Origin of the sequence: Enterobacter cloacae complex sp. IR5459, from assembly GCF_049238005.1 — a bacterium.
GTDB lineage: Bacteria > Pseudomonadota > Gammaproteobacteria > Enterobacterales > Enterobacteriaceae > Enterobacter > Enterobacter hormaechei_C.
This window is the reverse complement of record NZ_JBMKIG010000002.1, coordinates 94,801-119,553: the sequence shown is the minus strand read 5'-3', so window position 1 is coordinate 119,553 and position 24,753 is coordinate 94,801. Positions and strand designations below refer to the sequence as shown.

At 57.1% G+C, this 24,753-nt stretch carries 20 protein-coding genes and 1 pseudogene; 10 read left to right on the top strand and 11 right to left on the bottom strand.

From position 1 onward, the window contains the following. Positions 1 to 2: 2 nt before the first annotated feature. Positions 3 to 1,304: an MFS transporter gene (locus ACOTX4_RS03980; protein WP_008501189.1), complete on the bottom strand. Its 1,302-nt coding sequence runs from the start codon at positions 1,302 to 1,304 to the stop codon at positions 3 to 5. Positions 1,305 to 1,592: 288 nt separating this feature from the next. Here ACOTX4_RS03980 and ACOTX4_RS03975 point away from each other — a divergent pair, with 288 nt between their 5' ends. Beyond that, positions 1,593 to 2,666, top strand: a complete 1,074-nt coding sequence (locus ACOTX4_RS03975; RefSeq protein ID WP_063938264.1) for a LacI family DNA-binding transcriptional regulator — start codon at positions 1,593 to 1,595, stop codon at positions 2,664 to 2,666. Here the strand turns inward: ACOTX4_RS03975 and ACOTX4_RS03970 are convergent. The 4 genes from ACOTX4_RS03970 to ACOTX4_RS03955 form a co-directional block, all read right to left on the bottom strand. Further along, positions 2,663 to 3,919, bottom strand: coding sequence for a DUF1479 domain-containing protein (locus tag ACOTX4_RS03970; protein ID WP_045331552.1), 1,257 nt, complete (start codon positions 3,917 to 3,919; stop codon positions 2,663 to 2,665). The two genes, ACOTX4_RS03975 and ACOTX4_RS03970, sit on opposite strands and share 4 nt — an antisense overlap. A 151-nt stretch (positions 3,920 to 4,070) precedes the next feature. Beyond that, positions 4,071 to 4,886 carry a Cof-type HAD-IIB family hydrolase gene (locus tag ACOTX4_RS03965; protein WP_045331551.1) on the bottom strand — a complete coding sequence of 272 codons (816 nt, stop codon included), beginning with the start codon at positions 4,884 to 4,886 and terminating at the stop codon, positions 4,071 to 4,073. 219 nt (positions 4,887 to 5,105) lie between these two features. Then, positions 5,106 to 7,538 carry a formate C-acetyltransferase/glycerol dehydratase family glycyl radical enzyme gene (locus ACOTX4_RS03960; protein ID WP_346399458.1) on the bottom strand — a complete coding sequence of 811 codons (2,433 nt, stop codon included), beginning with the start codon at positions 7,536 to 7,538 and terminating at the stop codon, positions 5,106 to 5,108. A 4-nt stretch (positions 7,539 to 7,542) separates the two neighbouring features. Further along, positions 7,543 to 8,442: a glycyl-radical enzyme activating protein gene (locus ACOTX4_RS03955; RefSeq protein WP_022650667.1), complete on the bottom strand. Its 900-nt coding sequence runs from the start codon at positions 8,440 to 8,442 to the stop codon at positions 7,543 to 7,545. A gap of 127 nt (positions 8,443 to 8,569) precedes the next feature. On the opposite strand from ACOTX4_RS03955, the gene fsa reads away from it, so the two are divergent. After that, on the top strand, positions 8,570 to 9,232 hold the full coding sequence (gene fsa, locus ACOTX4_RS03950) for a fructose-6-phosphate aldolase (protein WP_017384896.1): 663 nt from the start codon (positions 8,570 to 8,572) through the stop codon (positions 9,230 to 9,232). 89 nt (positions 9,233 to 9,321) lie between these two features. On the opposite strand, the gene moeB is transcribed toward fsa, so the two are convergent. Together moeB and moeA are read right to left on the bottom strand one after the other, a co-directional pair. Beyond that, positions 9,322 to 10,074, bottom strand: a complete 753-nt coding sequence (moeB, locus tag ACOTX4_RS03945; protein ID WP_032608915.1) for a molybdopterin-synthase adenylyltransferase MoeB — start codon at positions 10,072 to 10,074, stop codon at positions 9,322 to 9,324. 1 nt (position 10,075) lies between these two features. After that, positions 10,076 to 11,308 (bottom strand): molybdopterin molybdotransferase MoeA, encoded by a 1,233-nt coding sequence (gene moeA, locus ACOTX4_RS03940; RefSeq protein ID WP_022650670.1) that lies wholly within the window; start codon positions 11,306 to 11,308, stop codon positions 10,076 to 10,078. A 189-nt stretch (positions 11,309 to 11,497) separates the two neighbouring features. Between moeA and iaaA the strand changes: the two genes are divergently transcribed. The 5 genes from iaaA to gsiD are packed head-to-tail and all read left to right on the top strand — an operon-like array spanning position 11,498 to position 17,720. Next, positions 11,498 to 12,436, top strand: a complete 939-nt coding sequence (gene iaaA, locus ACOTX4_RS03935) for a beta-aspartyl-peptidase (protein WP_063401545.1) — start codon at positions 11,498 to 11,500, stop codon at positions 12,434 to 12,436. 11 nt (positions 12,437 to 12,447) lie between these two features. Next, positions 12,448 to 14,319 (top strand): glutathione ABC transporter ATP-binding protein GsiA, encoded by a 1,872-nt coding sequence (gsiA, locus tag ACOTX4_RS03930; protein ID WP_048209045.1) that lies wholly within the window; start codon positions 12,448 to 12,450, stop codon positions 14,317 to 14,319. 23 nt (positions 14,320 to 14,342) lie between these two features. Beyond that, the gene (gene gsiB, locus ACOTX4_RS03925) at positions 14,343 to 15,881 is read left to right on the top strand and encodes a glutathione ABC transporter substrate-binding protein GsiB (RefSeq protein WP_045336955.1); all 1,539 of its coding nucleotides are present in this window, start codon (positions 14,343 to 14,345) and stop codon (positions 15,879 to 15,881) included. Between the two features lie 5 nt (positions 15,882 to 15,886). Further along, complete coding sequence (gsiC, locus tag ACOTX4_RS03920) at positions 15,887 to 16,807, top strand: glutathione ABC transporter permease GsiC (protein ID WP_006809475.1); 921 nt, start codon at positions 15,887 to 15,889, stop codon at positions 16,805 to 16,807. Position 16,808: 1 nt separating this feature from the next. Next, positions 16,809 to 17,720: a glutathione ABC transporter permease GsiD gene (gene gsiD / locus ACOTX4_RS03915; RefSeq protein WP_003858425.1), complete on the top strand. Its 912-nt coding sequence runs from the start codon at positions 16,809 to 16,811 to the stop codon at positions 17,718 to 17,720. Between the two features lie 118 nt (positions 17,721 to 17,838). On the opposite strand, the gene ACOTX4_RS03910 is transcribed toward gsiD, so the two are convergent. The 4 genes and pseudogenes from ACOTX4_RS03910 to ACOTX4_RS03895 form a co-directional block, all read right to left on the bottom strand. Beyond that, positions 17,839 to 18,300: a hypothetical protein gene (locus ACOTX4_RS03910; RefSeq protein WP_045332519.1), complete on the bottom strand. Its 462-nt coding sequence runs from the start codon at positions 18,298 to 18,300 to the stop codon at positions 17,839 to 17,841. A gap of 331 nt (positions 18,301 to 18,631) precedes the next feature. Continuing rightward, positions 18,632 to 18,946: pseudogene (locus ACOTX4_RS03905) on the bottom strand (C40 family peptidase); the annotation flags it as partial. A 155-nt stretch (positions 18,947 to 19,101) separates the two neighbouring features. Further along, positions 19,102 to 19,740, bottom strand: coding sequence for a winged helix-turn-helix transcriptional regulator (locus tag ACOTX4_RS03900; protein WP_052685722.1), 639 nt, complete (start codon positions 19,738 to 19,740; stop codon positions 19,102 to 19,104). 86 nt (positions 19,741 to 19,826) lie between these two features. Next, positions 19,827 to 20,489, bottom strand: a complete 663-nt coding sequence (locus ACOTX4_RS03895) for a winged helix-turn-helix transcriptional regulator (protein WP_045332520.1) — start codon at positions 20,487 to 20,489, stop codon at positions 19,827 to 19,829. Between the two features lie 406 nt (positions 20,490 to 20,895). On the opposite strand from ACOTX4_RS03895, the gene ACOTX4_RS03890 reads away from it, so the two are divergent. From ACOTX4_RS03890 to ACOTX4_RS03880, 3 genes are all read left to right on the top strand, one after another. Next, positions 20,896 to 21,426, top strand: coding sequence for a fimbrial protein (locus ACOTX4_RS03890; protein ID WP_045332521.1), 531 nt, complete (start codon positions 20,896 to 20,898; stop codon positions 21,424 to 21,426). A 61-nt stretch (positions 21,427 to 21,487) separates the two neighbouring features. Continuing rightward, positions 21,488 to 22,165 carry a fimbrial biogenesis chaperone gene (locus ACOTX4_RS03885; RefSeq protein ID WP_045332522.1) on the top strand — a complete coding sequence of 226 codons (678 nt, stop codon included), beginning with the start codon at positions 21,488 to 21,490 and terminating at the stop codon, positions 22,163 to 22,165. Between the two features lie 51 nt (positions 22,166 to 22,216). Continuing rightward, positions 22,217 to 24,748, top strand: coding sequence for a fimbria/pilus outer membrane usher protein (locus tag ACOTX4_RS03880; RefSeq protein WP_045332523.1), 2,532 nt, complete (start codon positions 22,217 to 22,219; stop codon positions 24,746 to 24,748). Positions 24,749 to 24,753: the final 5 nt, after the last annotated feature.

Genomic DNA, 24,753 nt, shown 5'->3' with positions numbered 1-24,753 from the left:
TATCAGGCGCGCTTCGCGCGACGTTCAGCAATAAATGCTACCAGGAAGAGAGCGCCAATCAGGTCAAAGAACCCCATGGCGATAAAGAGCGGGTTAAAGCCGATTTTGTCGGCGGTCACACCGATTAACAGCGAGAACAGGAAGCTGGCGATCCACGCCGCCGAGCCACGCATGCCGTTGACGGTCGCCATCTGGCCTTTGTCGAATGACTCCACGACCAGGGCGCTGAGCATGCAGGAGATGATCTGGTGCCCGAAGCCGCCGATGGAGATCAGCACGATGGTGATATACGGGTCGCGGGTAATGGCCACGATGGCCAGCGAGATCATCAGGAACGCGCCGGTCACGGAGCTGGCGACAACCGAGTTCACGCGGGAGCAGCCGAACAGGCGGGTATACAGACGCGTCAGGTAGCCGCTCGCCACGCTGCCGAGGTCGGCGGCGAGGAACGGCAGCCAGGCAAACATCGCAATCTGCTTCAGGTCCATGCCGTGCTCTTTGGCGAGGTACAGCGGCACCCAGAAGCTCAGCACCGCCCAGGCGGGTTCTGCCATAAAGGCCGGAATGGCGATACCGTAGAAACGTTTGTTTTTTGAAACGGTTTTCAGCGCGGTCAGGAAGGGCAATTTGACCGGCGCTGGTTCGTTATCCTGCTTGATAAACGCCAGCTCGTCCTTGCTCAGGTTCGGGTGCTGCTCGGGGTTGTGGTAGAACGCCCACCAGAGGATCACCCACAGCAGCGCCAGCACGCCGGTAAACATGAACGCCCCCTGCCAGCCGAACGAGGCGTGAGCAAAGTAGATGATAGGCGGAGCCAGCATCGCGCCGATGGAGAAGCCCACGCCCGCCCAGCCGGCGGCAACGGGACGCTCTGATTTCGGGAACCATTCACCGATGGTTTTGGCGTTCGCCGGGGTGGCGGCGGCCTCTGAAGCCCCCATAAAGAAGCGCAGTATGGCCAGGTGCAGCCAGCTTCCGGCGCCCGCGTGGAAAATACACATCAGCGCCCAGATCCCGGCGCAGACCATAAAGCCAATCTTCAGGCCAATGACGTCAATCAGCCAGCCGCACAGGGGCTGGAAAATGGTATAGGCGATCTGGAAGGCGCCAACGATCCAGGAGTACTGCTCTGTGGTGATCCCGAGGCTCTCTTTTAGCTCCGGAGCGAGAATACCTAAGGAATTTCGGGTGATGTAGTTAACGGTGACGCCCAGCAAAAACAGCACCAGCACGTACCAGCGCAGGTTCTTGATGACGCGACGGGTTTTGCTTGTCGCAATGGTGTTATTGATGTCCTGACTCATTTTATTCTCCACAAGACGGACGGTAAGGGGACGGAGTTTCAGGTGTCACACAGATTGTTATGCCTTTGATTTCTATCCGCTTATAATGCTTAAGTTGCTATACAACTAGTATGGAAGCTGTGTGACAAGTTCACCTTAAGGAAGAAAATGAGTGGGCAAAAGTGGATTTTGTGCAAAATTTCTCATAACCGACGAAAACACTCTGGCATGATGGCATTCATGCCAGTTATTTCCTGACAAACACGCTATGAAAATTTTTTCATTTCGCAAATGGAGCCAGATCACAAAATGGACAAAAGGCTAAAAATCACCGAAATCGCGTCCCGCACGCAGCTCTCCATCAGCACCGTGTCGCGGGTGCTGGCGGGGAAAGCGAATACCAGCGAAAAAGCGCGTGCAAAGGTGCTGGCGTGCGCGCGCGAGCTGGGGGTAATGGACGGCATGGCGGCAGGGCGTCTGCTGCTTAACAGCCTGGTGGTTTTTGCCCCGCAGCGGGCGTTTGACGAGCGGTCCGACATCTTTTACTACCGCGTGATCCAGAGCGTGAGCAAAGCACTTGCCTCCCACGAGGTCCGGTTGCGCTACTGCGCGCTGGAGGAGAACGACAGCGACGCCCAGCTGTTTCTGGCGCGGATGAACGAGCCGGACACCCAGGCGGCCATTCTTCTCGGTATTGACGATCCGCACATCCACGATCTGGCGGTAGACGTGGGCAAACCCTGCATGCTGATTAACTGCCGGGACCGCCGCATGCGTCTGCCTGCCGTTGCGCCGGATCACCGCGCCATCGGCGAGCGGGCGGCGGAGTACCTGTTCGAGATGGGGCACCGCGAGGTGATGAACGTGCTGTGCCTGCGTCGCTACACGATGGAGCTGCGCCTGTCGGGGATCCGCGACGCGTGGCAGTCCCACAACCTGGCGTTCAACGACAAGCGCGATCTGCTGGTGGTGCCGAGCTTCAGCGCCAGAGAGACGGAGCAGCTGGTGAGCGATTGGCTAAATCAGCAGCAGGGAAAAGACATGCCGACGGCGTTCCTGGTTGGCGGCGACTTTATGGCGGCGGGCACCATCAGCGCATTACAAAACCACGGCCTGCGCGTGCCGCAGGACGTCTCGGTGATGAGCATCGACGGCTTTAACCTGGCGGCGATTCAGGATGTTCCATTAACGGCCGTGCATGTTCCCCGCGATGAGCTGGGAACGGAAGCGGTACACATGCTCCAGCAGCGGCTCATGCGCCCGGACGCGCCGGTGGGCACATTGCTGCTGAACGGCACGCTGGCCGTGCGGGAATCGGTACGGCGGATACGTCAGGGGAAACGACGCACCGCCGTGGAGCGGGAAGGGCTGTACGACAGCTAGACCATGCCCAGCGCGCGTTTGCCGTGGATGTTGAGATCGTTCACGGTAAAGCGGTCCTGCCAGGTTTTTTCATAATCCTCGCGCGGGAAGTCTCCCGGCGACGCGCCGGTCTCCAGCGCTTCCTTGACCTTCTTCGCATAGGCGAGGTTCTTCTCGCACATCGGTGCGGCGGGGATATACATCACGTTGCCCCAGCCCTGCTGATTATCCACCGGCGCGACGGAGTGGATCACATCGCAGTGCCACCACACCGAATCACCCGCCTCCAGCGCAGGAATGCTGGTCAGCGCCTCGATAAGCAGCGGGTGCCACTTCTCGGAAACCGGCAGCACGCGCCCCGGCGCCACGCCGCACAGCTCGTCCTCCGGCACGTCGTCCAGCAGCGGACGCAGCAGAATATAGGCCATTGCTTCCGGGAGCGGCACCACGTGCAGCAGCCCCTGACCGGGGATCATGTCCGACAGCGCCGTCCAGCCCTGGAAGGTGCGGAACACCGAGCATTTGGTGGTGTTATCGACGGTATACTCTTCCACTTCGGTACGATGCGCGGCGTTCCACGGATCGTATTTCTCAACGTTGCCGTCAAACACGCGGGCAAAGACCTGCTGGTAGGCAGGCAGCAGCCAGCGCTCCAGCGCGCCGGAGTCGGTATGCGCGCCGAGTCCCTTCGAGGTGGTTCCCGGCGGACGGCGGCGGATACGATCCGGGTAAATCACGCTCACGTCCGGGTCGAACCACTGCTTGCCGTTGCTCTCGAACGTCCATAAGCGGTTCAGGAACGACTGCACCTGCGCCATTTCTTCGCTCTGGCGCGCCTGCATTTGCGCCTGCGACCAGTAGATCGGGTAAATCTCCGGACGGGAGGCGGTCAGGGTGCCGAAGAAGTTATCGCCTGGCCCTTTGTACACCTCGTCAAACTTGTTCAGATCGAGGTAGTCGAGCATCGACTGATCCCACGCCAGCGCCTGCTCGCGCGGGAAGTGACCTTTAATCACCGCGCAGCCGCGGCGCTTAACGGCCTCGCGCTGCGCGTCGGTAATCGTGCCGTTTTTCACATCGTTAAACGGAATTACCGGCCAGACGGATTCCCCTTTATTTTTGAGGGCGTTAATTTCCGCCACGCGGGTGGCAATGCTGTCGCTGAGCTTGTCGAACACCGCCTGCACGTCGCCGATCTGCGCGCGTAACTCACGTTTCAACTGACGGATTGCCGCTTTGTGATCCGCCGGCAAGGTTTCACTGGTAAAGGTCATAACTGCCTCGCATCTTTCATTCGAAAGTAAAAATGTCTACAAGCGATACTTTAAGTTAAAAATAAGTTAATGCAAGTTTAAAAACTTGACCTGCGCCACAGGACGGGAAAATGAGTGAGGGTGCCGGAGCAGGACTCCGGCGAGGAAAGGATCAGACGTCGAAAGGAGAGTGGTTGTCGAGCACGGCCTGAATGACGTTCAGCGCGCCCTGATGGTTGTTGTCGTCAGTGCTGTAGCGGCTGATTTCTTTGATGCTTTCCGCCGCGTTGCCCATCGCAAAGGAATATTTCACCAGCTTCAGCATCTCGGCATCGTTGCCGCTGTCGCCAATCGCCACGCACTCTTGCGGAGAAATTTTCCAGCGCTTCAGCAGACGGCTGATGCCGTTCGCTTTGTGCAGGCCGGGGATAATCAAATCGACAAAGCCAAAGCCGCTGGTGACCGGCTTCATGATGCCGTCCAGGGAGACGTGGAGTTTATCCACCAGATTAGGAATATCGCTGTCCGGCAGGTTCAGGGAGAACTTAAACAGCACGTCGTCAATGTCGCGGTAATCGCTGATGCGCTTTAAGCGGTGGTAGTGCTTTGACATTAGCGCCACGAACGCGTCCGGCGCTTTATCGCTGACGTAGGCGCTCTCCAGCCCGCAGGCCACGAAGTTCAGCCCTTTGTCTTTCAGCAGTTCGCCAATCACGATCTGCGACTCATGGCGGGTCAGTTCGCCGTGGAAAATCTGTTCGCCGTGATCGAAGACCAGCGCGCCGTTTTCCGCCACGAAGGAGATTTGATCCTTCAGTTCCGGGAAAAACGAGATGAGCTGGTAATACTGGTTGCCGCTGGCGACAACAAATTCAATGTTGCGGGCTTTAAGCTGTTTAAACTGTGCCTGGAAGCGGTCACGATCGTACTGCTTGGCATCATCAAGGAAAGTTCCGTCCATATCGGTGACGATAACTTTTACGGTCATACTGTGCTCCTGGGTCACTGCGTTTTGAAACATTCTAATAACAAGGTGACGGGGAGCACAAATTTAATTTCATTCGAAAGTAAAAGCAAAACGGCAACCGAGGTTGCCGTTTTTAGTGTTTTCTCCCTCTCCCCGTGGGAGAGGGCCGGGGTGAGGGCATCAGAGTGCGCATTTCCCCCTCACCCTAACCCTCTCCCTCAAGGGAGAGGGGATACACTATTACAGCGTATGCTCAGTACGGGCGATAATATCGTCCTGCGCATCCGGCGACAGGGCGGTGAAGAACGCCGAGTAACCCGCGACGCGCACTACCAGGTCGCGGTACTGGTCCGGGTGTTTCTTCGCCTCCAGCAGCGTTTCGCGCGAGACGATGTTGTACTGAATATGCCAGCCCTTATGCACCTCGAAGAAGGTGCGCAGCAGCACCATCAGCTTCTGGCGATCGCTGTCGTTTTCCAGCGTTGACGGATTCAGCTTCTGGTTCAGCAGCACGCCGCCGAGAATCGCCTCGGTAGGCAGTTTACCCACGGAACCGATGACCGCCGTTGGACCAAGGTGGTCGGTACCGGAAGCCGGGCTGGCCCCTTCCGCCAGCGGCGTGTGCGCCTTACGTCCGTCCGGCGTCGCCTTCGTCGCTGCGCCAAACGGCACGTTCGCGGAGATGGAAGAGGTGCCCGCATAGTAGTTACCGCCAATCGGGCCGCGGCCGTAGCGCGGGTTATGGTACTGCTTCAGCTCTTCAATATAGGTCTGATAGGCGCGGGTCAGCAGCATATCCACGCTGTCGTCGTCGTTGCCGTACTTCGGCGCGCCGTTGATCAGGCGCTGGCGCAGCTGCTCGTGGGTCAGGCCATCGAAATCATCGGCCAGCGCCGCCGCCAGCTGCTGCTGACCGATAGTGCCCTGTTCGAACACCAGCTTCTTGACCGCCGCCAGGCTGTTGCCGAGGTTGGCGATCCCCACCTGCAGGCCGGACACCCAGTCATACTTCGCGCCGCCCTGCTTGATGCTTTTCGCGCGCTCGATGCAGTCGTCCACCAGCGCCGAGCAGAGAATATCGTGGACGTTCTCCTCCAGCATGGTGTCTACCACGTACTCAATTTCGATAGATTTGCGGGTGTAGTAGCGGATCTGGGTATCCCACGCCGCCATCACCTCCTCGAAGTTATCGAAGTTACCGGCGGAGAGCGCTTTCTCCTGCGGCAGGAACACCTTGCCGCTGGTGGCGTCGCGGCCGCCTTCCAGCGCGGCCAGCATCACGCGGGCGAAGTTGATAAAGCTCATGCCGGTGCAGCGGTAGCCCCATTTGCCGCCCACCGCGGTTTCGATACAGCCAATGGCCGCGTAGTCGTAGGCATCGTCGCGTTCAACGCCGAGCTTGATGAATTCCGGAATGACGATTTCGTCGTTGTTGAACGCCGGCATGCCGAAACCGCAGCGGATCACCTGCACGCAGGCGTCGAGGAAGTCGTTGCTCATGCCCGCGTGATAGCGCACGCTCAGGTTTGGCTGGGTGGAGCGCAGGCGGCCGCAGGATTCGAGGATCGCGTAGGAGAGCGGGTTGACCGCGTCCATTGGCTCGCCGTTGACCAGCTTCTGGCCGCCGATGGTGACGTTCTGATACAGCGGGCTGCCCGCCGAGGCTTTGGAGTGCGAGCCGGAGCGGATTTTGTTCACCTCCAGCAGCTTCAGCCAGCAGCTGTGCAGCAGCTCGATGGCGTGCTCGCGGTCCAGGCTCTGGTCCAGCTCCACGTCGCGGCGATAGTACGGGTAAAGGTACTGGTCCATACGGGCGAAGGAGACGGAGTGACCGTTGGACTCAATTTGCAGGATTAGCTGAATGAAGTAGCACAGCTGTAGCGCCTGCCAGAAGGTTTTTGGCGGCTCGTGAGCAATCACGTCGCAGTTTTCTGCCATCGCCAGCAGCTCGTCGCGGCGGCTTTCGCGGGTTTCGCTGGAGGCCATCTCGCGCGCCAGATCGGCGAAGCGTTTGATGTGCAGGCTGACGGCTTCCAGCACGATATCAATGGCTTTCAGGAACTGATCGCCGTGCAGGTCTTCCAGCACCGTCAGGTTGATGCGTGAGCGGCGCTCGGCCACTTTGGCGCGCAGGCCGTCCAGCCCTTTCTCCAGCACCAGCGGGAAGTTCACCGCCAGGTGCGCGTCGCCGGAGGTCATGTTGCCTTCGGCTTTGATGATGCCGGTTTCCAGCAGGCCTTTCTGCTCGTCGGTGAACATGCCGTAGCAGCGATCCTGCACCGTCTGGCCGCGCCACCATGGGCAGATCTCATGCAGCACGCGCTTGTTCTCTTCGCTCACCGCAAAGCCCGCGCCCGGACGGTCCGCCAGGTCGTCAATCTCTTTCTCAATCCAGGAGACGGTATATTCCGGGAAGATCGGAGCGGCGCGCACTTCGCTGGCCTGGTTCCCGATGATCAGCTCGTCGTGCTTGATCCAGATGGTACGCTTGGCCAGGTGATGCGCCAGCGCCAGGGCGCGGCGCACCGGGATCGGCTTGTCCATGTGCTGCTGGTACATTTCGGTGTAATGCTGGGCGCGCTCGGTACAGACCGGCGGCTTCACGATATGCACCAGGGCCGTTTTGTGCGCCTTAATGCGCTCGCTGAGGGTGTTGAGATTCAGGGTGGTCATAAGTTTATCCTCGTAAGGTCGCGGTTAACCCTTTCTGGCAGGCGTACTGCTGCGCGAAGTCCAGCAGGGCAGGGTTATCCAGCGGTTTGTCAGGGGCAGAGTAGGGTTGGCCGAGCAGGGTGTATTTGTTCATGCCCAGCGTGTGATACGGCAGAAAATGAATATCATCGACGCCGAGTTCATCGGCGGCGAAATTGGTAATGGCGGTAACGGACGCTTCATCGGCGTTAAAGCCCTGGATCAGCGGCACGCGGATGGTGATCGTTTTCCCGGCGGCGGCCAGGCGTTTCAGGTTGTCCAGGATGCGCTTAGCCGAACCGTCCGTCCACTGCTTGAAAACATCTCCGTCGACATGCTTCAGGTCGGCGAGGAACAGATCGACGTACGGTAATGACGGCTCGATATAGTGCCAGGGCACGTGAAGGCAGGTTTCAACGGCGGTATGAATGCCTTGTTCATGGCTGGCTTTAAACAGGGCGTGCGCCAGGTCAGGATTCATAAACGGCTCGCCGCCGGAAAGGGTGATCCCGCCGCCGCTGCGGTCGTAGAAGGGCTTGTCTCGCAGCACGGTGGCCATAATCTCCTCCACCTGCTTCTCTTCACCGCAGACGGTAAGCGCCTGGGTCGGACAGCAGTCGGTGAGGGCAGTGAGCGTCTCGTCGTTAAGCTTCTCACGATGAATGACCAGCCCGTTCAGCGCGCGTTCAACACACCCCGGCGCGGCCTGCTGACACAGTTCACAGCCGTCCAGGCACAGACGCGCATCAAACAGCACGTCCCGGCTGCGGGAGCGGCTTTCCGGGTTCTGACACCAGCGACAGCCCAGCGAGCAGCCTTTCAGGAATACCACGGTTCGAATACCTGGGCCGTCGTGGGTGGAGTAACGCTGTATATTGAAGATCATTTTTTTGCCCTCGGATTGCATATGAAGATTAAATTACTTTCGAATGAAAGTTATCTTGATATGGGTCAATTCCTGAGCAGGTTTTGCTGTGATAGGGTAAGTGCAGGCTAAATTTGAGGGTGACATCATGGAACTTTATCTCGACACATCTGACGTTGCGGCAGTCAAAAAGCTGGCGCGTATCTTCCCGCTGGCGGGCGTGACCACTAACCCAAGCATTGTGGCGGCGGGTAAAACCCCCCTGGAAGAGCTGCTGCCCGCGCTGCACGACGCGCTGGGCGGCAAGGGCCGGCTGTTCGCTCAGGTGATGGCGAAGACTGCCGAGGGGATGGTGGAAGACGCGCGTAAGCTGCGCGCGATAATCAATGACCTGGTGGTGAAAGTGCCCGTGACCGCTGAAGGGCTGGCGGCGATCAAGATGCTGAAAGCGGAAGGGATCCCGACGCTGGGTACGGCGGTGTACGGTGCCGCGCAGGGGATGTTGTCCGCACTGGCGGGGGCTGAGTATGTGGCCCCTTACGTGAACCGCGTGGACGCGCAGGGCGGGGACGGGATCCAGACGGTGGTCGAACTGCAACAGTTGCTGACCCTGCACGCGCCGCAGTCAAAAGTGCTGGCGGCGAGCTTTAAAACCCCGCGCCAGGCGCTGGACTGCCTGCTGGCAGGGTGCGAGTCCATCACGCTGCCGCTGGACGTGGCGCAGCAGTTTATTACCTCTCCGGCGGTGGATGCGGCAATTGTGAAGTTTGAGCAGGACTGGCAGGGGGCGTTTGGGCGGACGTCTATTTGATGGGTGTGGCCTGATGCCCTCACCCCAACCCTCTCCCACAGGGAGAGGGAGCAAACACTAAAACGGCAACCTGAAGGTTGCCGTTTGCTTTAACCTTCGCACACCTCACACCCGGGATTACGCATTAGCTTCATCTCGCGAAACTGGCAGGTCATCGCGTCATACATCACGATTTTACCCGCGGCGGGCGTGCCATAGTGCGCCAGCACTTTGATCGCCTCCATGGCCTGCAAGGAACCGATAACGCCAACCAGCGGCGCCATTACGCCCGCCTCGACGCAGGTCAGCGCATTCTCGCCAAACAGACGGCTCAGGCAGCGGTAGCAGGGCTCTCCTTCAGCGTAGGTGAAGACGGTGATTTGCCCCTCCATGCGGATGGCCGCGCCGGAAATCAGCGGCGTTTTATGGGCAAAGCAGCCCGCATTGAGCTGGTTGCGAATGGCGACGTTATCGGTGCAGTCCAGCACCAGGTCATGCCGTGCAATCTGCGCAAACAGCGCGTCGTCATCCAGCATCGCGTCAATCAGGGTGAACTGAACGTTGGGGTTAATGCGCGCCAGCGCCGTGCGTGCTGATTCCACTTTAGGCTGACCGACCGTCGCGTCGCTGTGCAGCGTCTGGCGTTGCAGGTTGGACACCGACACGGTGTCGAAATCCAGCAGCGTCATGCTGCCGACGCCCGCCGCAGCCAGGTATTGCGCTGCCGCGCAGCCCAGCCCGCCCAGACCCACAACCAGCACGCTGGCCGCCTTGAGCGCTTCCTGGCCCTCGAAATCAAACCCGCGCAGCACGATCTGGCGGTTATAGCGCATCATCTCCGGGTCGCTCAGTTCCACCGTCATGTCAGCCTCCGAACAGGTGGTTAAAGCGTTCCACTTCAACCCATTCGCCCGCCTCAACGTGGCCGCGATCGCGCTCCAGCACGATAAAGCAGTTACCCTGACTGAAGGAGCTAAAGATGTGCGAACCCTGATGCCCGGTGGTGCTCACCTCCAGCTCGCCGTCGGCGTTGCGCGCCAGAATGCCGCGCTGGAAATCGAGACGGCCCGGTGATTTTTTGAGGCGCGTTGCCGCCCGCACGCGCACACGCTCCGGAAGCGGGCTGGCATTGTTGCCTGAAAGCTTCGCCAGCAGCGGGATCACCAGCTGGTAGAAGGTCAGCGCGGCAGAGACCGGGTTACCCGGCAGGCCACAGAACCAGCTGTGCGGAAGTTTGCCAAACGCGAACGGTTTGCCCGGTTTAATCGCCAGCTTCCAGAAGGCGATTTCGCCCAGCTCTTCAAGCAGGGTTTTGGTGTAATCCGCTTCGCCAACCGATACGCCGCCGGAGCTGATCACCACGTCGGCAGAGGCGTCAGCGTCGATAAACGCCGCGCGCAGTTTTTGCGGATCGTCAGGAATGATACCGAGGTTAATCACCTCACAGCCCAGCTGCTCAAGCATCAGGTGCACCGCCAGACGGTTGGTGTCGTAAATCTGCCCCTCGTTCAGCGGCTGACCCGGAAGCTGTAGCTCGTCTCCCGTGGAGAACACCGCCACGCGCACTTTGCGGACCACGTCAATCTCCGCGATGCCAAGCGATGCCAGCACCGGCAGTTCGGCGACCGTCAGCTTTTGCCCGGCGGCAAAGACCGTTGCGCCCAGGGTAATATCTTCCCCGATGTGGCGGATATTTTGTCCCGCTTTGACGCTGGCGGTAAAGCGCACGCCGTCGTCCGTTTGTTCGGTCTCTTCCTGCATCACCACGGCTTCACAGCCCTTTGGCACCGGCGCGCCGGTCATAATACGCACGCAGGTGCCCGCTGGCCACTCACCGTTGAACGGCTGCCCGGCAAACGCTTTACCTGCCACCGGCAGCGGCTGACCCGTTTGCAGATCCGCCAGACGTACGGCATAGCCGTCCATCGCCGCGTTATCGAACCCCGGCACGTTCAGCGGCGAGACGATATCGCGCGCGGCAATACGGCCAAAACAGCGCACAAGCGGCAGCGTCTCAACGTCGTGCAGGGGAGTAATACGATCAAGCATCTGCGAGAGTGCCGTCTCAAGCGGCATCAGTCCGGCGGTAAAATCCATGGTGGGCTCCTGCGGAGTAACAACGAAAGCGCTCATTATGGCAGAAAAGTGCGGCTAACTGTATGACCCGATGGGTGTACGCTTTACATCACAGTTGCGTCTTTCTATATTCAAAAATCATCTGAAGATTCGTCGACGATAATGATATTTATAGAAAAAGCAGCCAGCCAGGCTGATGGGTGATGCGAAATGAGTAAAGCGGTTATCGCAATTCATGGCGGTGCCGGGGCAATCACCCGTGCACAGCTCAGTCCCGAGCAGGAGAAGCGTTATATCGATGCGCTGAACGCCATTGTGGAAACAGGCCAGCGGATGCTGGAAGCGGGCGACAGCGCGCTGGACGTGGTGACCGAAGCGGTGCGTCTGCTGGAGGAGTGTCCGCTGTTTAATGCCGGTATTGGCTCGGTCTTTACGCGCGATGAAACGCACGAGCTGGATGCCTGCGTGATGGACGGCGTCACCCTGAAAGCGGGCGCGGTAGCGGGCGTCAGCCGTCTGCGTAATCCGGTGCTGGCCGCGCGTCTGGTGATGGAACAAAGCCCGCATGTGCTGCTGGCCGGGGCGGGGGCGGAAAAATTTGCCGTCGAGCACGGTATGGACACGGTCTCGCCCGAGCTTTTTTCCACCGAGGAGCGTTACCGACAACTGCTGGAGGCCCGTACAGCGGGGATGACGCAGCTGGACCATGCCGCGCCGCTCGATGAACGCAGCAAAATGGGCACGGTAGGCGCGGTGGCGCTGGATAAAGCCGGTAACCTCGCCGCCGCGACGTCGACAGGCGGCATCACCAACAAACTTCCCGGTCGCGTCGGCGACAGCCCGCTGCCGGGGGCCGGGTGTTACGCCAATAACGCCACCGCGGCGGTGTCATGCACCGGCACCGGCGAAGTGTTTATCCGCGCGCTGGCGGCCTACGACATTACCGCACTAATGGATTACGGCGGATTAAGCCTGAGTGAAGCCTGCGAGCGGGTAGTGATGGAGAAACTGCCGGCGCTGGGCGGGATTGGCGGCTTAATTGCGGTGGATCGGGAGGGCAACGTGGCTCTGCCGTTCAACAGTGAAGGAATGTACCGGGCGTGGGGGTATGCCGGCGATGCGCCCAGCACAGGCATTTATCGTGAATAAGGGGGCATTGCGTGCCGCACCGTGAAGAGCTGGACAACTGCGAAGTGCTGGCTGTCCACCAACTGAATATTGCGTTTCAGGAAGAGCGGCAGTTCATCCCCGCAGTACAGAATTTATCGTTTTCGCTCAGGCGCGGCGAGACGCTGGCGATTGTTGGCGAATCAGGTTCCGGTAAATCCGTTACCGCGCTGGCGCTGATGCGTCTGCTTGAGCAGACGGGCGGGCAGGTCACCAGCGAGCGTATGCTGTTGCGCCGTCGCAACCGTCAGGTTATCGATCTCAACGAGCTGAGCGCGTCCCGGATGCAGGGTGTGCGCGGGGCAGACATTGCGATGATTTTTCAGGAGCCGATGACCTCCCTGAACCCGGTTTTCCCGGTGGGCGAGCAGATTGCCGAATCTATCCGCCTGCATCAGGGACTGAGCGGTGATGAGGCGCTCAACGAAGCAAAACGGATGCTGGAGCTGGTGCGTATCCCTGAGGCGCACGCGATTTTGTCCCGCTACCCGCATCAGCTTTCCGGCGGCATGCGCCAGCGGGTGATGATTGCGATGGCGCTGTCGTGCCGTCCGGCGGTACTCATTGCGGACGAACCCACCACGGCGCTGGATGTCACCATTCAGGCCCAGATCCTGCAACTGATTAAGGTGTTGCAGCAGGAGATGGAGATGGGGGTGATTTTCATTACCCACGATATGGGGGTGGTGGCGGACATTGCCGATCGGGTGCTGGTTATGCATCAGGGCAATGCCGTGGAAACCGGCACGGTGGAGCAGGTCTTTCATGCGCCGGTGCATTCTTATACCAAAGCGCTGCTGGCGGCGGTCCCGCGTCTGGGGGCCATGAATGGCAGTGATTTTCCGCGCCGTTTTCCGCTGATCTCACAGACCGAACAGGGCAAGCAGGAAGACGAAACCGAGCAGGATACGGTGGTTCCCGGCAGGCCAATCCTCGAAGTGCGTGACCTGGTGACCCGTTTCCCGCTGCGTAGCGGGATCCTCAATCGCGTGAAGCGCGAAGTGCATGCGGTTGAAAACGTCAGTTTTGATCTCTGGCCGGGCGAAACGCTGGCGCTGGTGGGGGAGTCCGGCTGCGGTAAATCCACCACCGGACGGGCGCTGCTCAGGCTGGTGGCGTCGCAGGAGGGGAGCATCACCTTCAACGGTGAGCGCATCGACACGCTACCTAACAGTAAATTGCAGGCGGTACGCCGGGATATTCAGTTTATATTCCAGGATCCTTATGCGTCGCTCGATCCGCGCCATACGGTGGGGTACTCGATTATGGAGCCGCTGCGGGTGCATAACCTGCTCGACGGTGAAGCCGCGCAGCGCCGCGTCGCGTGGCTGCTGGAGCGCGTGGGCCTGAAGCCGGAGCATGCCTGGCGTTATCCGCACGAATTTTCTGGCGGTCAGCGACAGCGTATCTGCATAGCCCGGGCATTAGCCCTGAATCCGAAGGTGGTGATTGCGGATGAGTCCGTGTCAGCGCTGGATGTCTCCATCCGCGCGCAAATCATCAATCTCCTGCTCGATTTACAGCGGGATTTAGGCATTGCGTTTCTGTTTATCTCCCACGATATGGCGGTGGTGGAGCGGATCAGCCATCGCGTGGCGGTGATGTACATGGGGCAAATAGTTGAAATCGGCCCCCGTCGGGCGGTGTTTGAAAACCCGCAGCACCCGTACACCCGCAAGCTGATGGCCGCCGTACCGGTTGCCGATCCTGAGCATCGTCACGCCCAGCGCGTGCTGTTGCAGGACGAAATGCCGAGCAATATTCGTAAACGGGGCGAAACCCTTGAGCGCGTGGCGCTGCGTGAGGTGGGTCCCGGTCATTTTGTCGCACCACCGCGTCAGGGCAATGCATTCTCGCGGTTATAACTTACAACAGGCAGGAGAACACAATGGTTCCTTTTGTTGCTCGTCAATGGCTGCTTGCCGCGAGCGTGACGGCTGCGCTGGCCGCCGCCCCCGCGTTCGCGGCGAAAGATGTGGTGGTGGCTGTGGGGTCTAACTTCACGACGCTGGATCCGTATGATGCTAACGACACCCTTTCTCAGGCGGTGGCAAAATCTTTCTACCAGGGGCTGTTCGGCCTGGACCGCGAGATGAAGCTGAAAAACGTGCTGGCGGAAGGCTATACCGTGTCGGACGATGGGCTGGTCTATACCGTTAAGCTCCGTACCGGCGTGAAGTTCCAGGACGGCACCGACTTCAACGCCGAGGCGGTTAAGATCAACCTGGACCGTGCCAGCAATCCGGAGAACGGTCTTAAGCGCTACAACCTGTATAAAAATATCGCCAGCACCGAAGTGGTTGACCCGGCGACGGTGAAGATCACCCTGAAAGAGCCGTTCTCGGCGTTTATCAATATTCTGGCGCATCCCGCGACGGCGATGATTTCGCCCGCCGCCCTGAAAAAATACGGCAAAGAGATTGGCTTCCACCCGGTGGGAACCGGGCCGTACGAACTGCTTACCTGGAACCAGACCGATTTTGTGAAGGTGAAAAAATTCGCCGGATACTGGCAGCAGGGGCTGCCGAAGCTGGATACCATCACCTGGCGTCCGGTCGTGGACAACAATACCCGTGCCGCGATGCTGCAAACCGGCGAAGCGCAGTTTGCCTTCCCAATTCCTTACGAACAGGCGGCGCTGCTGGCGAAAAACAGCAAGCTGGAGCTGGTGGCCAGCCCGTCGATAATGCAGCGCTACATCAGCATGAACGTCACGCAGAAACCGTTCGATAACCCGAAGGTGCGCGAAGCCATCAACTACGCCATTAACCGTCAGGCGCTGGTGAAGGTGGCCTTTGCCGGTTACGCCACTCCCGCGACGGGCGTGATGCCGCCAGCCATCGAGTATGCGCAGAGCTACCAGCCGTGGCCGTACGATCCGGCGAAAGCGCGGGAGCTGCTGAAAGAGGCGGGCTATCCGAACGGCTTTAACACCACGCTGTGGTCGTCGCATAACCACAGTACCGCGCAGAAGGTGCTGCAATTTACCCAGCAGCAGCTGGCGCAGGTGGGCATTAAAGCCAGGGTCACGGCGATGGATGCCGGACAGCGAGCGGCGGAAGTGGAAGGCAAAGGACAGAAAGAGAGCGGCGTACGGATGTTCTACACCGGCTGGACGGCTTCAACCGGTGAAGCGGACTGGTCCCTGTCGCCGCTGTTTGCTTCCCAGAACTGGCCGCCAACGCTGTTCAATACCGCGTTCTACAGTAATCCGCAGGTGGATAAAGATCTGGCCGATGCCCTGAAAACCACCAAACCGGAAGAGAAAGCGCGCCTGTACAAAGAGGCGCAGGACATTATCTGGAAAGAGTCGCCGTGGGTGCCGCTGGTGGTGGAAAAACTGGTCTCAGCCCACAACAAAGCGCTGACCGGTTTTTACATCATGCCGGATACGGGCTTTAGCTTTGATGACGCGGATTTAAAATAAAACTCATGCTGAATTATGTGTGTAAACGCCTGCTGGGGCTTATCCCGACGCTGCTGATTGTGGCCGTGCTGGTGTTTTTGTTTGTCCATATGCTGCCCGGCGATCCGGCGCGTTTGATTGCCGGACCGGAAGCGGATGCGACGGTTATTGAACTGGTGCGTAAACAGCTCGGTCTTGACCAGCCGCTGTACAGGCAATTTCTGCGTTACATTGGCAATGTCCTTCAGGGCGATTTCGGCATCTCAATGGTGTCGCGTCGTCCGGTGTCGGAGGAGATTGCCAGCCGCTTTATGCCTACCTTCTGGTTAACGATTGCCAGTATGAGCTGGGCGGTTGTGTTTGGCCTGGGCGCGGGGATTGTCGCCGCCGTCTGGCGCAACCGCTGGCCGGATAAGCTCGGTATGGCGCTGGCGGTCACCGGCATCTCTTTCCCGGCGTTTGCGCTGGGCATGCTACTGATGCAGATTTTCTCCGTTGAGCTGGGCTGGTTGCCGACCGTCGGGGCCGACACCTGGAAGCACTACATTCTTCCCTCTATGACGCTTGGCGCGGCCGTTGCGGCGGTGATGGCTCGGTTTACCCGCGCCTCGTTTGTCGACGTGCTGAGCGAAGATTACATTCGCACCGCGCGGGCAAAAGGGGTGAGTGAGAAATGGGTCATTCTGAAGCATGGTTTTCGTAATGCGATGATACCGGTGGTCACGATGATGGGGCTACAGTTCGGCTTCCTGCTGGGCGGCTCTATTGTGGTTGAGAAGGTCTTTAACTGGCCGGGGCTGGGGCGCCTGCTGGTCGACTCGGTCGATATGCGTGACTATCCGGTCATTCAGGCTGAAGTCCTGCTTTTCTCGCTGGAGTTTATTCTTATCAACTTAGTGGTGGATGTGCTGTACGCCGCCATTAACCCGGCCATCAGGTATAAGTAAGATGCGATTACTGAACTGGCGTCGCCAGGCCATTTTAAACGCTATGCCGGGGATCAGGCCGGACCATATTCGCACCCCGTGGATTGAGTTCTGGCGTCGATTCCGTCGTCAGCCCGTCGCTATGGTCGCCGGGTTGTTTGTGTTACTGCTGATCCTGGTGGCGATTATCGCCCCCTGGTTAGCCCCGTTTGATGCGGAAAACTACTTCGATTACGACCGGCTGAACGATGGACCGTCGATGATGCACTGGTTTGGCGTGGACTCGCTCGGGCGCGATATTTTCAGCCGCGTGCTGGTAGGGGCGCAGATCTCGCTGGCGGCCGGGGTCTTTGCGGTGCTGATGGGCGCAGCAATTGGCACCGTGTTGGGGCTGGTGGCCGGGTACTACGAAGGCTGGTGGGACCGCATCATCATGCGTATCTGCGATGTGCTGTTTGCCTTTCCCGGTATTCTGCTGGCGATTGCCGTGGTGGCGGTGATGGGCAGCGGCATGGCGAACGTCATCATCGCCGTGGCGGTATTCTCGATTCCCGCTTTCGCGCGTCTGGTACGTGGCAACACGCTGGTGCTGAAGCAGCAGACCTTTATCGAGTCGGCGCGCAGCATGGGAGCCAGCGATGCCACCATCCTGTTCAGCCATATTCTGCCGGGAACGGTCTCGTCTATCGTGGTCTATTTCACCATGCGCATAGGCGTGTCGATTATCTCGGCGGCCAGCCTGTCGTTTCTGGGGTTAGGCGCACAGCCGCCGACGCCGGAGTGGGGCGCGATGCTGAACGAGGCGCGGGCGGATATGGTGATTGCGCCACACGTGGCGATCTTCCCGAGCCTGGCGATATTCCTGACCGTGCTGGCGTTTAATTTACTGGGGGATGGGCTGCGCGACGCGCTGGATCCGCGGATTAAGGGGTAGTGGATAAACCTACCCACGGCTCATAACCTGTAGGCCCGAGCAAGCGAAGCGATGTCGAGTAATGCTACATTCCTGCTTTTAAGTGCCGGGCAGCACTGCATTTGCCCGGCCTGGGTGTTTAGTCAATCAATGCATCAATCGCCACGCGTCCCTCCGGCGTTTGCAGCCAGCGCGGGGCGTTCAGCGTATCGGCGTAGAAGCTCACCAGTTCATACAATAGCCCTTCCATTACCTTTGCCATATCCCGTGGCATTGCGTTGCTGATTAGCAGCTGCGTAAGCGTCTGGCAGTACAGCCCCAGCAGCTCGCTTTCCGGTTCGAATACGGGCAGACGGGACGGCAGATCGGTCAGGGTAAATCGCTCCACCAGGTGTGGCGGGATGGGCTCGTGGAGTGTTGGCTGTAGAAGTACAAGACATGCAGAAAGGCGGGCGCAGAGTGCCATTTTCTCCGCCGGGTCGTCAGTTTCCAGCAGGTTATGGGCAAAATGCTCGCAGTGGTCCGCCAGATCATTGAAGTCGGTGTTGTGAGAGAAGGGAACTGTAAATAATGCCTGAGCATGGGTAGTGATAGTAGCCAAAGTGGCAGCCTCCTGTAACGGTATTTAAATCCGCCATCGAAGAGGTCAATCTCACGGGTGGCGGAACCAGACGAGGTTGACCTTACCGGCGTTACAGGAAACCGGCGCGTCTTGCGACGCCCCCGCCCGGCCCACCATTGAAGTGTATCCGTGCGTACGACATAGTAAACCATGTCGCCTGTAACTTATACCAGGAGGTCAATCCCGACGCCTGATTTTGCAGGCGCAACAGGAAGATACTGCGGAGAGTATGCGTCGACAAACAGGGCAAATTATTCCCGGAAGGCGCCTCGCAAAAAATCGACATCATGCCGCTGCAGACATTCTCCGTCACCCGACGGGCAGTGATGAAGTGCGATTGCCAGTAGACATTGCCCAGATCAGAAACGGTGACCCCCTGACTGGACGAGGCATGGATAAACTGGTTGTCACCGATATAGACGCCGACATGGCGAAGGTGTTCGCCCGTCTGGAAGAACACTAAATCCCCGGTCTTCAGGCTAAATTCTTCAACCTTCACCCCTCTGTGGATTTGTTCTCCGGTAGTACGGAGTAATGTCAGGTGCGCTGCATCGCGAAACAGGTACTGCATCAGTGCGAAACAGTCCACGACATTGTGCGTGGTGCCGCCCCATTGATAATGGGTTTCTTACCAGACGGAGACGAGATCCCAGCGAGTCGCCTCTCGATGCGGAAACACTACCCATTGTTTATTTTTGACAAATTCATTATAGGTCTAAAAGTTGACTACTGCTGCTCAACAGCGCCGGGCGGCACTGCGTACGGGGATCACCAGGAGCTTCAGTATTTCTCTGGCAGTTTAACGATGTTTATAAGCACGCCGCGCTGCATTTCAATGTATCCCCCCTTTTTTAACCCCGCCAGGATGCGCATCACGCCGCTGCGGGACAGATGCGTTTTTTCACGGATATAGGACTCGACGGTAATATTATTTCTGACGCTGGGATCCTCATTAAACAACTCATTAAGCTGCGCGCGGACGATGTCATAGGCAGAAGGGGCAGAAAGCTGCTCGCTGGACTCAAAAAGCTTACCGGCTATAACCATCATATGTTTTGCCAGCGGCTCCCAGAGCTGGTTCGCGCTGATAATATCGTGAACTGTTGCCATCTTGAGGATCGCAATGTCGCTTGCGACCAGCGTTTTGATATAGCCATCCATCTGCATTTGCTGCAAATTGCCAATGCCAACCAGGGCGGGTGACGTTGCGGTTGCCATCGCCAGATCGTCACTGCGGCGATGAACGGTTACGCGTCCATTCAGGACTAAATAGCAAAAGCGTTCATGACCTACCTGCATACTTAAACGGCGGCGGGGGAGAATATGTTTTACTTCGGCATCGCGCTTCAGGTAATCAATCAGCAGGTGAGTATAATCTGATTTGCGTAAAATCGTTGATTCAGATGTTCCAGTTGCCATAACTCTGCCTGTCAAAAGCATATTGCGTAGTTATGGCAAGTATAGTGCGGTTTTTGATCCTGCTCACCTGAGGGACTGGCTGGGAGTTAATACTTTAACGGCAGATGGTTAATGGCGACCAGAATGCCACGATTGAGTTCGATATAACCAGCCTCACGAAGCTCGGCGATGATGCGCATGATGCCGCTGCGGGAGAGATAGGTTCGGCTTTTGATGTAGTTGGCCGCCGTTATGCTGGTGCGGATCCGCTCTGATTCATTCATCAGCTCCTGGAGATGAAAGCGAATGATCTCATAGGAGGACATCTGCGAAATCAGGGTGCAGTGCTCGTAGACACGGGAAGCGGTATACACCAACAGTTTGCACAGGCTCTCCCACAGGGCAAAACTCTCAATCAACAGGTTGAAACGCTCAAGTGGTAAGCGGCTCATTAGAGCATTCTCATTGACCCGAATATAGAGGTTTTCGGACTGAGAAAACTGATTGCTCACGCCCAGAATAAATGTGGCCTGCTCTGAATTTAACACCATACCATCACCTCTGCGGTTCAGCGTAACGCTTCCCTGATGGAGTAAATAACAGGTTCTTTTATTGCCTGAATAATAACGTAAAATTTCGCCTTTTTTAGCCCGGAAGCTTGTCGCAAATGGAGAAATTTGTTCAATTATTTTGTCAATGTCAGCGACGGGTTTTGTCCCTAGTGCAGATATTATCCCCGGGTTGGCACCGGTTATGATTTTGGTATTCATTATCTTAACTCCAGACGATATTTATAAAGGGAAAGATATATGGAGGATTATTGATCTGATGATCTTATAAATACATATTGCATTAGTGCCATTGTGGACTGGAGTTTTAACAATTATTTAAAAATTATTGTTTTGCTATTTAAAGCGATTTCCAGTGTTAGCTAAATGTTAAATTTAAAGTCTACGGTTGGCCTAAATTTTATTTGTGCTCTCCGTTTAAGTTCTATAAATTTCGCATCAGCAAGTGAGTGCGTGAAAATAAAGTTATTTGATAAATATCTTTGCTTTCTGCCTGTTGCACATCAGAAATGAAATGACTGGCGCAAAAAAATATATGGTCATCAGACTGTCTGGATGTTGTTGCCTGAATTTCGGAAACTTATAGGGTTATTAAGGAAATAAATTTATGAAAAAGAATATTATCGCTGCTGCTATCGTTGCTACCGCTGCACTGTCTATGTCTAACGTATTCGCTGCTGCTGGCACCGTAAACTTCAACGGTGAAATTCTGGACGCAGCGTGCACCGTTGACGTTGGTTCCCAGAACCAGACCGTTGAACTGGGCAGATACAACAAGTCTGAATTCACTAATGCCGGTGACAAGACTGCTGCAACTAAATTCAGCATTGTGCTGAAAGACTGCCCGGCAACCGTAACGTCAGCTGCCGTGCGTTTCGACGGTACACCTGATGCGGCTGATTCTACTCTGCTGGCTATCGATAGCTCTGTGGCTGGCGCTGCGACCGGTGTTGCTATCAACCTGATGACCGCTGACAAGGCTGACTTGCCTCTGCACGGAACTAACGGTTATAGCTACACCCTGACCGACGCTGCTGACAATACCCTGGATTTCTACGCTCAGTACGAATCTACCGTTGCTTCAGTCACTGCGGGTCCAGCTAACTCCGTAGCCAACTTCTCTGTGGTTTACAACTAATTTCCTTTGCCGGAAAACAACAGGGGCCGGCTTTTAGGCCCCTTTTTTATCGAGGTATAAAATGCACTTTCTGAGTAAATCTTTAATTGCCTGTGCGCTGCTTTCTGCTGGCGTTTCAGCGGCCAATGCCGGAGTGGTAATTGGTGGGACGCGTGTCATTTATGACGGCAATAAAAAGGAATCCTCTATTAGCGTCAATAACCCCGACACGACGCCCTATTTGATTCAGTCGTGGGTTGAAACGTTAAATGGGGGTGCTGAGAAAGCACCTTTTATTATTACCCCGCCGCTGTATCGACTGGATAAAGATCAGCAGAACGTCGAGCGTATCGTATTAGCCGGTGCGCTGCCGCAGGATAAAGAATCGCTCTACTGGCTGAATATTAAAGCCATTCCCGCCGCGCCACGTAAAGATAATACTCTGCAAATTGCGGTAAAAACCCGCATTAAGCTCATCTATCGTCCGGCAGCGTTAAAAGGCGTTATTCCGGAAGAACTGGCGGATAAATTAACCTGGCAGCGCAGCGGTAACCAGATTCAGGTCACCAACCCCACCAATGTGGTGATGAATTTCAATGAAATAAACGTTAACGGTAAAAAGCTGGAAGACGTTTCGTACGTTCTGCCGGGCGCAACCGCGCGCTTCGATCTGCCTAAAGGGGTCAGCGGCGGGGTAGTGACCTTCAAAATTATCAATGATTACGGCGGCACCGGAAACATACATAACGCCACGATGTAATTCGCGCTGGGGTAAAGGACACCTGTTTCGTACCGATGGAGTAAATAACCGATGAGTAGCAATAAGCAGGAAATATTATTCAAACCTGCACGTCTCGCGTTTTTAATCGCTTTTGCCCTGGGGGCGGTCTCAATGACTGCTCATGCTCGCGATTATTTTAACCCTGAACTGATTGAGCTGGATAACCCGGGCATGAAAGGGGCGGATCTATCAGCGTTTGAGTCCGGTTCTCAGTTACCCGGCACCTATCGCGTCGATATCGTTCTTGGCGAACAGGTTGTCGATACCCGAGATATTAAATTTGACGCGGTGACGGGTGCCGATGGCGAGGCATCACTGCAACCCTGTCTGAGCGTCGCCCAGCTGAAAAGCTGGGGCGTGAAGACCGAACTGTTCACGGAACTGGCCTCCGGCGGCGAGTGCGCGAAGTTAAGCGCGATCCCGCAGGCCTCTGCGGAGTTCCTTTTCAGCGCCCAGCGTCTGGTGATCAGCATTCCGCAGGCGGCACTCTCCCCGCAGGCGCGCGGCTACGTACCGCCCGAGATGTGGGACGAAGGGATCACCGCCGCGATACTGAACTACAGCCTCAGTGGATCTAACAACCGGGCACGTAACGGCAACGGCAGCGATAGCAACAGCCAGTACGCCAACCTGCGCCCGGGCATTAATATCGGCCCCTGGCGGCTGCGTAACTACACCACCTGGAGCCGCGACAGCAAGGGCAACGACAAGTGGGATACGGTTTATACCTACGGCCAGCGGGCAATTATTCCTCTGAAGGCGCAACTCACCACCGGTGACAGCTCCTCCCCGGCGGACGTGTTCGACAGTATCCCGTTCCGCGGGGCGCAGCTAGCCTCCGATGACGACATGATGCCGGATTCGCTGAAAGGCTATGCGCCTGTAGTGCGCGGTATTGCGCGCACCAACGCGCAGGTGGTTATTCGTCAGAACGGTTATCAGATTTACCAGAGCTATGTGGCGCCGGGTGCGTTTGAAATTACCGATATGTACCCGACCGGCGGCGCAGGGGATCTTGACGTCACCGTGAAAGAGAGCGACGGCAGCGAGCAGCACTTCACCGTGGCTTTTGCGTCACTGCCGGTGTTGCAGCGTGAAGGGCGCTTTAAATATGCGGTGACAGGCGGCCAGTATCGCTCGTACAACAGCGACGTGGAGAAAACCCCGTTTGCTCAGCTCACCGGCATTTATGGCCTGCCGTATGGTCTGACGCTGTACGGCGGCGTGCAGGAATCGAGTAAGTATCAGTCCCTGGCGGCGGGTATTGGTAAAAACATGGGTGACTTCGGCGCGTTCTCCACCGACGTGACGCAGTCGTGGGGCACCCCTGAAGGCATGCCGAAGAGCAGCGGCCAGTCCTGGCGGATCCGCTACAGCAAAAACTTTGTTGAGACGGGCACTAACTTTGCCATCGCCGGTTATCGTTACTCCACCAGCGGCTATTACGGCATGCAGGAAGTGATGGACTCCTACGGTGACAACAGCGCATTGCAGGACCGCCGTCGCAACCGCGCCGAGCTGACCATGAGCCAGAACATCGGCCAGAACCTCGGATCGCTGATGCTGAGCGCCGTGCGTGAGGATTACTGGAATTCCGGAAAGACCATGGAGTCCTACAGCGCCGGGTATAACAACGCCTGGAACAGCGTGACCTACGGGATCACCTATACATACAGCAAAAACGGCAGTACCGATAGCTACGGCCATACGACCAGCTATGACAAGGATCAGCAAATAGCGCTGAACGTCAGCGTGCCGCTGGAGAAATTCCTGCCGCGCACCTGGGCCAACTACAGCATGAACCACAGCAAGAACAACGGTACTACGCACAACGTGGGCCTGAACGGTTCGGCACTGGAGAACAATGCCCTTAACTGGAACGTGCAGCAGGGTTACGGCACCGACGGCGTGGGGTATACCGGCAATGCTAACGCGGATTACAAAGGCACCTACGGTGAAGTAACGGCGGGCTACGGCTACGACAAAGACAGCGATCGTCTGAACTACGGTCTGCAGGGCGGGATCATTGCTCATGCCGATGGCGTGACCTTCTCACAGCCGCTGGGGGAAACCAACGTGCTGGTGAAAGCGCCAGGGGCGAAAGGGGTGGGAATCCAGAACCAGAGCGGGGCGAAAACCGACTGGCGTGGCTACACCGCTGTCAGCAATCTGATGCCGTACCGCAAAAACGACGTGGCGCTGATGACCGATACGCTGCCTGATGATGTCGAGCTTGAATTGACAAATAAAACTGTTATTCCAACACGAGGGGCCATTGTTCGCGCAGAATATAACGCAAACATAGGAATGCGAGTACTCATGAATTTAACTCTGAGTAATGGTCAACCTATTCCCTTTGGTGCTATTGCAACAATAAAAGAAGAAAATAATAAAGCCTTCATCGTTGGTGATAAAGGGCAGGTTTATTTGACCGGGCTGTCCCCGAAATTCACCTTGAATGTTGTGTGGGGCGATGACGCAAAGAGCAAGTGTCAAGTGAATTATAATGACGAAAACCAATCCGAAGGAGGGGTGATAATAATAAATGAAACATGTCGTTGAAAATC